Origin of the sequence: Streptomyces sp. NPDC058231, assembly GCF_042882275.1 — a bacterium.
GTDB lineage: Bacteria > Actinomycetota > Actinomycetes > Streptomycetales > Streptomycetaceae > Streptomyces.
In genome coordinates this window covers 111,027-122,776 of the sequence record NZ_JBHVWN010000007.1, presented here as the reverse complement: position 1 = coordinate 122,776, position 11,750 = coordinate 111,027, and the positions used below count along the sequence as shown (strand labels likewise).

Below are 11,750 nucleotides of genomic sequence, written 5' to 3'. Positions count from 1 at the left end.
TCGCAGGCCCTACTATGTGCCGCATGGCCCGACCGCGCAAGCCCCTCCTCAGCAGAGAACGCATCGTCGAGGCGGCCTGCGCACTCGTGGACGCGGAGGGGCTCGAAGCCGTCTCCACCCGTCGGCTCGCGGCCGGGCTCGGGGTCAGCGGACCGTCGCTCTACAACCACTTCCGCAACAAGGACGAGATCCTGGACGCGGTGGCGGACTCCGTCTCCGCGCAGGTCGATCTGTCGATGTTCGACGAGTCCGACAGCCGCGGCTGGCGGGCCGCGCTGCACGACTGGGCGGTCTCCTATCGTGCGGCGCTCGCCGCGCACCCGCACATCGTCCCGGTCCTGGCCCAGGGCCCGGGACGACGCCCGGCCGGGCTGAAGGTGGCCGACGCGGCCTTCGGCGCCATGGTCCGTGCGGGCTGGCCGCCCGCGCAGGCCACGTACATCGGCGCGCTCATGCGGTACTTCGTCACCGGCTCGGCACTGGGCTCCTTCGCGCGCGGCTTCGTGGACGACGAGACGGCGTACGACCCCGCCGACTACCCGCACCTCGGACAGGCCCATCTGCTGGCCGACCGGCGCCAGAAGGTCGACGAGGGCGCGTTCGAGACCGGGCTGCGGGCCCTGCTCGACGGCCTCGCCCTGCAGTACGAGGAGCGTGCCCCCTCCGCCACGGTTCGGCCTTCGCCGAAACGTTCCTGACGCATCCTGGCCACATGGCACGCATCGCACCCCACGACCCGGCCGCTCCCCGGCTCGCCGCCCTGGCCGCACTCCTCGCGGACGAGACCCGCGCCTCGTTCTGCCTGGCCCTGCTCGACGGTCGCGCCTGGACCGCGGGCGAGCTCGCCCGGTACGCGGCGGTGGCACCGTCGACCGCCAGCGGACACCTCGGGAAACTCGTCGCGGGCGGGCTTCTCACCGAGGAACGGCAGGGCCGCCACCGCTATCTGCGGCTCGCCGACGAGCGGGCCGCGCACCTCGTCGAAAGTCTCGCCGCCCAGGCGGAGCCCGGTGCCGGGGAGCGGCCACGGACCCTGCGGGCGGCGAGCGCCGGCAGCGCGCTGGCCCGCGGACGCACCTGTTACGACCACCTCGCGGGCCGGATCGGCATCGCGGTCACGGACGCCATGACCGCACGGGGGCTGCTCAGGCAGGACACCGGCTTCGCGCTCACCGACGCGGGGCTTGGCTGGTTCGCGGATCTCGGCATCACACCTGACACCGGGACGCGCCGTCCGTTCGTACGCGGCTGCCTGGACTGGACGGAGCGCCGGCCGCATCTGGCGGGGGCCGCGGGCGCCGCGCTGTGCGGGCACGCGCTGGAGGCCGGCTGGTGCGTACGGATCGGCTCCGGGCGCGCGGTGAAGGCAACCGCGGACGGGGAGCAGGCGCTGCACGAGCTCCTCGGGATCGAGCCGGAAACAATTCGGTGAGCGCCCAACCGTCCAGCGCATAGGGTCGCGACCATGACGACGACACCCGTACCGGCCTCCCCGGCGGCCGCCGCCTCCTCTGCAGGCCGGAACCGGCGGGCCGTCGCCGCGGCAGGCACGAGCGTGGTCCTGTGGGCCTCCGCCTTCGTCTCCATCCGCAGCGCGGGCGAGGCGTACTCCCCCGGCGCGCTCGCCCTGGGGCGGCTGCTCGCAGGCTCGCTGACGCTCGGCGTGATCCTTCTCGTACGCCGCGAGGGACTGCCCTCCAGGGGCGCCTGGCCGGGCATCGTCGCGTCCGGGCTGCTCTGGTTCGGGCTCTACATGGTGGTGCTCAACTGGGGCGAGCAGCAGGTTGACGCCGGCACGGCCGCCATGGTCGTGAACATCGGCCCGATCCTGATCGCGCTGCTCGGCGCCCGCCTGCTCGGCGAGGGGCTGCCGCGCAGGCTGCTGCTGGGCATGGCCGTGTCGTTCGGGGGCGCCGTGGTGGTCGGTCTCTCCATGTCGGGGCACGGCGGTTCGTCCGTGCTGGGGGTGGCGCTCTGTCTCCTCGCGGCGGTGGCGTACGCGGCCGGGGTGGTCTCCCAGAAGCCGGCCCTGGGGCACGGGTCGGCACTGCAGATCACCACGTTCAGCTGTCTGATCGGCACGGTCGCCTGCCTGCCCTTCTCCGGCGTGCTGGTCTCCGAGGCGGCCGGGGCACCGCTCCCCGCGACGCTGAACATGGTCTATCTGGGTGTCTTCCCGACCGCCCTCGCCTTCACCACCTGGGCCTACGCCCTCGCCCGCACCACCGCGGGACGGCTGGGCGCCACCACCTACGCGGTGCCCGCCCTGGTGGTGCTGCTGTCGTGGCTGCTGCTCGACGAGGTGCCCGCGCTGCTCACCGTCTGCGGCGGTCTGCTCTGTCTGGCCGGGGTGGCGGTCTCCCGGATGCGTCCGCAGACTGGACGGACGCGAAAGAGTCCGGCGCAGCCGGCGGAGGGACCCCCACATGACGCGCAGCGCCAGGAAACCGACGGGCCCCGGGAAGAGGCGGAAGAAGCGGGCCGGGGACGCTGACGACACCCAGGCCGCCCTCGACCGGGCCGCCCGCCACGGCGGCGGCCTCGAAGGCTTCGGCGTGGTGGACAGCGGGGACGACGACCCGATGCTGGTGACCCCGGAAGGCCGGGCCAGGGACGCCTGGCGCGAGGACTACCCGTACGCGGACAAGCTCAGCCGGAAGGCGTACGAGAAGTCCAAGCGTGCCCTGCAGATCGAACTGCTCAAGTTCCAGCACTGGGTCAAGGAACGCGACGAACGGCTCGTCATCCTCTTCGAGGGGCGGGACGCGGCGGGCAAGGGTGGCACGATCAGCCGCTTCACCGAGCACCTCAACCCCCGTGGTGCGCGGGTGGTGGCCCTGGAGAAGCCCACCGAGCGCGAGCGCACCCAGTGGTACTTCCAGCGGTACGTGGCGCATCTGCCGAGCGCCGGGGAGATCGTGCTCTTCGACCGGTCCTGGTACAACCGGGCGGGAGTGGAGCGGGTGATGGGGTTCTGCACGACGCGTGAGTACCTCGAATTCATGCACCAGGCGCCGGGCTTCGAACGGATGCTCGCCCGGGACGGCATCCACCTGGTGAAGTTCTGGTTCTCCGTCTCCCGCAACGAGCAGCGCAACCGGTTCATGATCCGGCAGATCGACCCGGTACGGCAGTGGAAGCTGAGCCCGGTCGACCTCGCCTCGCTCGACAAGTGGGACGCGTACACGGAGGCCAAGGAACAGATGCTGTTCCACACGGACACGGCGGACGCGCCCTGGACCGTGGTGAAGAGCAACGACAAGAAGCGGGCCCGGCTGGAGGCAATGCGGCATGTGCTGCACCGCTTCGACTACCGGGACAAGGACACGGCGGTGATCGGCATGCCGGACCCACTGATCGTGGGCCCGGCCTCCCGGCTCTTCGAGCAGGGAGAGATGGACGCCCGGCTGCTCACCACGAGCCGGCTGGAGGCCGAGCCGACGAGCTGAGCCAGGTCAGAACACCACGAGTGCCCGGCCGCCCTTGCCCGCGACCATGTTGTCGAAAGCCGCCGGGATGCCGTCCAGGGCGATCCGTTCGGTGACCATCATCGAGAGATCGAACCGGCCGGCCCGGATGTGTTCGGCGATGACCGGCAGATCACGGGCCGGATCGCTGTTCCCGTACACGCAGCCCGTCAGTGACCGGCCCCAGTGGAAGATCTCCAGGGCGTTGAACGTGACCTGTTGGTCCTTGCCGCCGATGCCCACGACCGTGGTCCGGCCGCCGCGGCGGGTGGAGTCCCAGGCGCTGCGGATGGTGGCGGCCCGGCCGACGCACTCGACGGCGACGTCCGCGCCCTGTCCACCGGTGAGCCCGCGGATCGCGCGCGGGGTCGTGTCGGAGGCGATGACGAAATCGGTGGCGCCCGCCCGGCGGGCGAGTTCCTCCTTGCCGGGGGAGACGTCCACGGCAATGATCTTCGAGGCGCCGGCGATGCGGGCGGACTGGAGCACGGCCAGACCGACGCCGCCGATGCCGAACACCACCACGCTCTCACCGGCCCCGACCCGGGCACTGTGGTGGACGGCGCCGTAGCCGGTGAGGACCGCGCAGCCGAGCAGGGCGGCGTCGGCCAGCGGGATGCCCTCCGGCGCGGGGAGGACACAGTTCGCGGCGACGACGGTCTCCTCGGCGAACGCCGCGACGTTCAGGCCGGGGTGGAGTTCCGTGCCGTCGGCGGTACGGGCGTGGACACCGCCGGCGCCGGTCAGCGCGTCGGCGCAGAGCCAGACCTCACCGATCCCGCAGTGGTGGCACTTTCCGCAGGACGGCGCCCAGTTCAGCACGGCTCCGTCGCCGGGCGCGACATGGGTGACCCCCGCACCGACGGAGAGGACGGTGCCCGCTCCCTCGTGGCCGAGGACGGCCGGGACGGGCACCCTCATCGTGCCGTTGGACAGGGACAGATCCGAGTGGCAGACACCGGCGGCGGCGAGACGGATCCTCACCTGTCCGGGGCCGGGCTCCGGGAGTTCGATGTCGGTGACCTCCAGGGGAGCTCCGACGGAGGGCAGTACGGCGGCGCGGACCACGGGCCGGCTCCTTGCTGATCGGGGATGGCTCAGAACTGGAGGGACTTGGTCTGGAGGTACTCGCCGAGACCGTGCGAACCGAGTTCGCGGCCGACCCCGGACTGCTTGTAGCCGCCGAACGGGGCGATCGGGTTGAACCGGCCGCCGTTGATGTCGACCTGTCCGGTGTCCATCCGGCGGGCGAAGGCGACGGCTTCCGCATCGTCTGCGGCCCAGACGGCGCCCGCGAGACCGTACACCGTGCCGTTGGCGATCCGGAGCGCGTCGTCGACATCCTCGTACTTGAGGATCGAGACGACCGGGCCGAAGATCTCCTCCTGGGCGATGGTCATCTCCGGGGTGACATCGGCGAACACGGTGGGACTGACGTAGTACCCGGTCGGGTGCGGGGCTTCAGGGCCGCCGGCGACGAGCCGGGCGCCCTCCTCGATGCCCTTCTCGATGTAACCGCGCACCCGGGCCTGCTGCTTGGCGTTGACGACGGGGCCGATCCGCTCCCCCGGAACGTACTTGGCGACGGCCGCGGCGGCCAGCGCCACGGCCTCCTCGTACCGCTCGCCGTCGACCAGCATCCGGGTCCAGGCGCTGCACGTCTGGCCGGAGTTGGACATCACGTTGGCGACACCGACGTTGACGGCCTTGGCCAGATCGGCCGAGGGCAGGATGACGTTGGCGGACTTGCCGCCGAGCTCCAGTGCGACGCGCTTGACCGCGCCGCCCGCGGTGGCGCCGATCTGCTTCCCGACAGCGGTGGAGCCGGTGAACGAGACCAGGTCGACGCCCTGGTGCGCGGCCAGGGCCTGTCCGGCGACCGGGCCGAGGCCGGTGACCAGGTTGAAGACACCGGCAGGCAGGCCGGCCTCGGCGGTCGCCTCGGCGAAGAGCTGCGCGGTCAGCGGGGTGTCCTCGGCGGGCTTGAGGACGACCGTGCAGCCCGCGGCGAGCGCCGGGGCCACCTTGGCGACGATCTGGTGCAGCGGGTAGTTCCACGGGGTGATCGCCCCGACGACACCGACGGGCTCCAGCAGGACGGTCGAGTTGCCGTGCTTCTCCTCGAAGGTGTACGAGGCGGCGAGCTCGGCGTATGACCCGGCGACCAGGATCGGCACACCCGCGTGCACCATCTGTGACAGCTGGAGCGGTGCGCCCAGTTCCTCGGTGATCGTGGCCGCGATCTCGTCCTGCCGGGCCACCAGGACGTCACGCAGTGCGGCGATCCGCGCGGCGCGCTCGGCGGGCGGGGTGGCGGACCAGCCGGGGAAAGCCGCGCGGGCGGCTCGCACCGCGGCGTCGACGTCCTCGGCCGTCCCGGCCGGGACATGGGCGATGACCTGCTCGTCCGCCGGGTTCACGACCGCGATCGTGTCCTGTCCTGCGGCGGGCCGCCACTCCCCGCCGATGTACATGCCGTCGTGGGCCTTCATGGCTGTTCCTCCCGGGCCTGGGTACGGACGATGTCGTCCGGGCACCAAACTAGCGCCGTTAGTTTTCACATGCCAGAGACGCCGGTCACGCCTGGGCCCGGCAATCCGTCCGGCGGTCCGTGCGACGTTCCGCCCCTGTTCGTCCGCCGGTGCTTGCGAGCTCCAGTAATTCCCCAGTAACGGCCTCCTCCTAGCGTCCGGGATCAGCCCGCCTCCCCCGCACTCACCCGTAGCCGCGGTCCCGGACGGGCTCCCCCGTACAAGTCCTGGAGGAGCACTCCCATGCACCTGCCCCGATCCCTCCGGCGCAGATCCGCCGCGTGGTCCGCGGCCGCGATCACGGCGGCGGCCGTGCTGATCGGCCCGGCCCCCGCCTTCGCACAGTCCGACACCGCAGCGAAGAGCACCGCCAAGGTCGACTCCGCCGTTCTCGACACCGTCGGGAAGGGCAAGGAGTCGACCTTCTTCGTCGTACTGAAGCAGCAGGCCGACCTGTCCGCGGCCAAGGGCAAGCGCGCGCACAAGGACAAGGCGAGGTCCGCCTTCGCCGCGCTGCGCACCGAGGCGAACACCTCGCAGAAGTCGCTCTCCGCCTTCCTCGACAAGGAGAAGGTCGGGCACGAGTCCTTCTGGATCACCAACGCCGTCAAGGTGACCGGTGGCCAGCAGCTCGTCGACGAGCTCGCCAAGCGCTCCGATGTCGCGAGCATCGTCAAGGAGCAGACGTACCACCTGGACAAGATCGAGGCGTCGTCGACCGCGGGTACAAAGGTCAGCGCCGACTCCGGCGCCACCGAGGTCACCCCCGAGTGGGGTGTGAAGGACATCAAGGCCGACCAGGTCTGGGACCAGTACGACGACCGCGGCGAGGGCATCATCATCGCCAACGTCGACTCGGGCGTGCAGTACGACCACCCCGCGCTGGTGGGCAACTACCGGGGCAACCTGGGCAACGGCACCTTCAGCCACGACTACAACTGGTACGACCCGACCGGCCAGTGCCCGACCTCCGCGCCCTGTGACAACAACGGTCACGGCACGCACACCATGGGCACGATGGTCGGCCAGGGTGGCGTCGGTGTCGCGCCCGGCGCCAAGTGGATCGCCGCCAAGGGCTGCGAGACCAGCTCCTGCTCGGACTCCTCGCTGCTCGCGGCCGGTCAGTGGATCCTCGCGCCGACCGACCACAACGGCCAGAACCCGCGCCCCGACCTCGCCCCGGACATCGTCAACAACTCCTGGGGTGGCGGCGACACGAACTTCTACCAGTCCATCGTCCAGGCCTGGAACGCGGCCGGGATCTTCGAGGCCTTCGCCTCGGGCAACGACGGTGACGGCACGACCTGTTCGACCGGTCACGCGCCGGGCTCGCAGGCCGACTCCTACGGCGTCGGTGCGTACGACGTCGACGGGAAGATCGCTTCCTTCTCCGGCTTCGGCCCCTCGGTCTTCGACGGTTCGATGAAGCCGAACATCTCCGCGCCGGGCGTCAACGTCCGCTCCACCTGGCCGGGCAGCGCGTACAAGTCCATCTCGGGCACCTCGATGGCCACCCCGCACGTCGCGGGCGCCGTCGCCCTGCTCTGGGCCGCGGCCCCCTCGCTGATCGGGCAGATCGATGAGACCCGGACGATCCTCAACGAGGGCTCCACGGACGTCGACGACACCCACTGCGGCGGCACCGCCGCCATGAACAACGTCTGGGGCAGCGGAAAGCTCGACATCCTGGCCTCCGTCGACGCCGCCCCGCACTCCGCCGGCACCCTGGCGGGCACCACGACCGACCAGGCCACCGGCAAGGCGGCGACCGCCACGGTGACCGCGCAGAACGCCGACACCAAGCGTTCGGTCACCAGCGACGCCACCGGCGCGTACCAGCTGCACCTGCCCGCCGGTACGTACACCGTCACCACCAGCGGCTACGGCTTCGCCTCCCGCACCGACACGGTCACCATCGAGGTCGGCCGGACCGAGACCCTCGACCTGGCGCTGACCGCAGTGGCACACCACACTGTCTCCGGCACGGTCCTCGACGTCACGGGCAAGCCCCTCAAGGGCGCCACGGTGAAGTTCACGGACGCCCCGGTCGACGCGGTCACCACCGCCGCCGACGGTACGTACACCTTCCCGTCCGTCGCCGAGGGCTCCTTCCACCTGGCGGCCGCGCCCAGCGCCCCCGTGCTGTGCAACGGCAACTGGACCGGCGCGCTCACCGTCGACGGGAACGAGACCGTGCAGGCCTCGCTGCCGCCGCGCACCGACGCGGCCGGTACGTACTCCTGCGCCCCCGGCGCGTACAACTGGATCAACGGCCAGACCAAGGTCGCGCTGAGCGGTGACGAGAACGCCAAGGCCGTCACCCTGCCGTTCCCGGTGAAGTACTACGGAGTCTCGTACACCAGCGCCAACATCACCACCAACGGCCTGGTGAACTTCCTGTCGCCGCGACTCGGCGACTACGCCAACACCGCGCTGCCCGCCGCCGCGCAGCCCAACGGCGTCGTGGCCGCGTTCTGGGACGACCTGACGCTCGACAAGAAGTCCAGCGTCCAGACCACCACCACGGGCGCCACCGGCAACCGCAGGTTCGCGATCGTCTGGAACAACGCCGCGCTCGCCTCCGACACCTCGGTCCGCCTCACCTTCGAGGCCGTCTTCGACGAGGCCACCGGTGCGATCACCCTGCAGTACAAGGGCATCGGCACCAGCGCGCTGCAGAAGGGTTCCTCGGCCACCATCGGCATCGAGAACCAGGCCGGCACGGACGCCCTCCAGTACTCCTTCAACGAGTCCGTCCTCAAGGACGCCTCCGCGATCCGCTTCTCCCCGAAGGCCGCCTGATGAAGAACATCAACCGAAGAGGCGTACGCCTCGCCTCCGCCCTGGTGGCCGCCGGACTGGTGCTGAGTGCCGCACCGGCCGCCGCATTCGCCGCCGACGACGACAACGGGCTGCTGACGCTCACCGACGCCCAGGCCGCCGACCTGTCGGCACACGCCCAGCTGAACCCGTACGGCGACGCCGAGAACCAGTCGTACGACCCGCAGGGAGCCGGAGCACGTGAGGACGCCGCGACGGCGCCCTCCGGCACCGCTTCCACCGGCAGCGGCTCCTCCCTGGACGACACCGGCACCGGTGCAGACACCTGGAAGGTCACCAAGAAGTCGTCCGTGGAGGGCAGCTTCGGGATGACCGCCACGACCGCGGTGGGCGGCACGAAGGGCGACTACTTCGCCCTCGACGCGCTGGGCATCGTCCAGCGGCACACCGCCGACGGCAAGCAGGTGTGGCGCCGCGACAACACCTCCCTGTACACGGACTGGCAGGTCACCAACTCCCGTCCGTGGCAGGCCGAGCCGTACCCGGCGCACATCGTGATGGGCTACAACGCGGTCAGCTCGTTCACCCCCGCCTCCGACAACGGCTACACCACCGGCGACCTGACCGGCGACGGCGTGGACGACGTGGTCTTCACCGCGAGCGTCGGCGCCTCTCCCTACCGCCCGTTCACGTCCCCCGGGTCGACGCTGCCGACCGGCACCTTCGTCACGGTCCTGGACGGTGCGACCGGCAAGACCCTGTGGACCAAGCTCTACACGGGCGTCTACAACATCAAGCTGGTCGGCAAGACCCTGGTGATCGCCGACTCGCCGAACCTGAACCTGAACTCGCCCAAGACCGCCAAGGCCACACTGACGGGCATCCGTTTCTCGTACGCCGACGGAGCCCTCACCCCCTCCGACACCTGGTCGTACGACACGGGCGCCTTCCTCGGCGCGAGCTGGGCGAGCCTGGAGCCGCTGGGCAAGAGCGGTCTGGTCGCCGCCTCGTGGGACCAGCGCAAGCTCAGCGCCACCGCCGACCCCTCCGGTCACACCCTGGTGTTCGACACCAAGGACGGCAGCGTCAAGTGGCAGGCCACCAACCGCCTTTACTCGCGCCAGCTGCACTACGACGCCGCCCGCAACGCCGTGGTCGCGCTGGAGCAGTCGGACCCGAACGAGGGCGTCGCCTACGAGATCGCCGCGTACTCCCTCACCGACGGCACCCGCACCACCGTCGACCGGCGCATCAACGCGCTGCCGCTCGACCTGGTCGTCGGTGACGTCCAGGGCAGCTCCAAGCCGGAGTACACGGTCAGCGAGTCCACGCTGGACACCGGCCTGTACATGAACGCCAACACCGTGCGAGCGCTCAACGGCGACGACGGCAGCGAGCTGTGGTCTCGCACCATCAAGCGCGACGAGGCCAACTCCCATGACGGCGGCGCCGCTTGGGGTCTCAAGGTCGTCGACGGCAAGGTCGTCGCCTCGTACAAGGACGACGCGAGCTACGAGGGCGCGAGCAACCGGGGCGGCAGCCGCTTCGGCCGGCTGGCCGTGCTGTCGGGGAGGGACGGCGAGGTCCGCTGGGAGCAGCGCGGCCTGGTCACCTCGCAGATGTGGGCGCAGCCGTACGAGAAGAACGGCAGCTGGCGGCTGCGTACGGTCGACACCAGCGAGAACATCCGCACGTACAACCTGGGGAGCGGCAAGCAGGAGAGCCTGCTCCCGCTGCGGGCGGCGGTCAGCTCGGCCGTCTCCACGGACATCAACGGCGACAAGAAGCAGGATCTGATCGTCGGCGGCCAGTCCAACGGCGTCTTCGCCTACGACGGTCCCTCGATGGTGTCAGGTCAGCCGAAGCAGCTGTGGGCGGCCACCGTCCCCGGCCAGGTCCACGCACTGGTGAAGGCCGACGTCAACGGCGACCACCGCGACGAGACGATCGTCGCCGCCGACTCCGCGGCCGCGGTGCTCGACTCCCGTACGGGCAAGGTCCTCACCACGATCGACGGCAAGGGCCAGTTCGTCCGTACGGTCACCGCCGCCGACCTCAACGGCGACGGCAAGGCCGAGATCATCGTCGCCACCGACAAGGTGCGGGTCTACAGCGGCAGCGGCAAGCAGCTGTGGGAGTACGGCGCCCCGGCGTCGGCCGGTGACGTCGTCTTCGCGGACGTCTCGGTCGCCGACGGCCACCTCTACGCCCAGTACGCCTCGCACACGGGCGACACGGGCTCCATGGCCCCCAGCGTGGTCGGCGGTGTCGCCCTGCGCGCCAGGACCGGCGCCCTCGACTGGTCGTTCACCCCGAAGCCAGGGACCGGCACGGACGGCGTTCTCTATGGCGCCCCCCTGCGGGCCGGCACGTTCGCTTCGTCCGGCATTCCTTACGCGGACGGGCACGCGGTCGTGTTCACCGCATTCACCAGGAACACCACCACCGGCGGTCTGACGACCATGATGCAGATCCGGGACGGCCGCACGGGTGAGCTGCTGCACGAAGCCACTGACGGCGGCCCCTGGGGTCTCGCCAACTGGATGACCGGGCCCGAGGGCCTGATCATGGCCAGCACCGTGTCCCTGCGCACGTTCGGGCCCGACGGCCAGGACTCGCGGGTCTTCACGATCGCGGACTCGCAGCCGGCCGCCTTCGCGACCGGCCCCGGCGGCAAGCGCATCATCGTCTCGGGCGAGCAGGGCGGTGCCAGCACGTACGACCCGTCCATCCTCACGGCCGGGGAGGACTACCCGCACAGCGTGGCCGACCTTCTCGCGATGGGTGGCAAGGAGATCTTCGTCGGCGACCTGAACGGCGACAAGGTCGACGAGATCGTCTCGCTCAACTTCGACGAGTACGGCATGGACCGTCTGACTGCGCTCGAGGGAGGCGGCTACTCCGCGCCGTTCTCCGCGATGCGCCAGACGATCACGGCGACTATCGACGCGTCCTGATCCGTAACCCCTGA

At 70.7% G+C, this 11,750-nt stretch carries 8 protein-coding genes; 6 read left to right on the top strand and 2 right to left on the bottom strand.

Annotation, left to right across the window (positions count from 1 at the left end; translation table 11 throughout):
* Positions 1-23: 23 nt before the first annotated feature.
* The 4 genes from ACFVXE_RS07420 to ppk2 are packed head-to-tail and all read left to right on the top strand — an operon-like array spanning position 24 to position 3,449.
* The gene (locus ACFVXE_RS07420) at positions 24-698 is read left to right on the top strand and encodes a TetR/AcrR family transcriptional regulator (RefSeq protein WP_389670044.1); all 675 of its coding nucleotides are present in this window, start codon (positions 24-26) and stop codon (positions 696-698) included.
* Between the two features lie 14 nt (positions 699-712).
* Complete coding sequence (locus ACFVXE_RS07415; protein WP_389670043.1) at positions 713-1,432, top strand: ArsR/SmtB family transcription factor; 720 nt, start codon at positions 713-715, stop codon at positions 1,430-1,432.
* A 33-nt stretch (positions 1,433-1,465) separates the two neighbouring features.
* Positions 1,466-2,494: a DMT family transporter gene (locus tag ACFVXE_RS07410; protein ID WP_389670042.1), complete on the top strand. Its 1,029-nt coding sequence runs from the start codon at positions 1,466-1,468 to the stop codon at positions 2,492-2,494.
* Positions 2,427-3,449: a polyphosphate kinase 2 gene (ppk2, locus tag ACFVXE_RS07405; RefSeq protein WP_389670041.1), complete on the top strand. Its 1,023-nt coding sequence runs from the start codon at positions 2,427-2,429 to the stop codon at positions 3,447-3,449. Before ACFVXE_RS07410 ends, ppk2 begins: the two co-directional genes overlap by 68 nt.
* 6 nt (positions 3,450-3,455) lie before the next feature.
* Here ppk2 and ACFVXE_RS07400 read toward each other — a convergent pair whose 3' ends face one another.
* Both ACFVXE_RS07400 and ACFVXE_RS07395 read right to left on the bottom strand, forming a co-directional pair.
* Positions 3,456-4,535 carry a Zn-dependent alcohol dehydrogenase gene (locus tag ACFVXE_RS07400; RefSeq protein WP_389670040.1) on the bottom strand — a complete coding sequence of 360 codons (1,080 nt, stop codon included), beginning with the start codon at positions 4,533-4,535 and terminating at the stop codon, positions 3,456-3,458.
* A gap of 29 nt (positions 4,536-4,564) precedes the next feature.
* Positions 4,565-5,959, bottom strand: coding sequence for an aldehyde dehydrogenase family protein (locus ACFVXE_RS07395; RefSeq protein WP_389670039.1), 1,395 nt, complete (start codon positions 5,957-5,959; stop codon positions 4,565-4,567).
* A gap of 282 nt (positions 5,960-6,241) precedes the next feature.
* Here ACFVXE_RS07395 and ACFVXE_RS07390 point away from each other — a divergent pair, with 282 nt between their 5' ends.
* Positions 6,242-8,800: a S8 family serine peptidase gene (locus tag ACFVXE_RS07390; RefSeq protein WP_389670038.1), complete on the top strand. Its 2,559-nt coding sequence runs from the start codon at positions 6,242-6,244 to the stop codon at positions 8,798-8,800.
* Positions 8,800-11,736: an FG-GAP-like repeat-containing protein gene (locus ACFVXE_RS07385; RefSeq protein ID WP_389670037.1), complete on the top strand. Its 2,937-nt coding sequence runs from the start codon at positions 8,800-8,802 to the stop codon at positions 11,734-11,736. Before ACFVXE_RS07390 ends, ACFVXE_RS07385 begins: the two co-directional genes overlap by 1 nt.
* Positions 11,737-11,750: the final 14 nt, after the last annotated feature.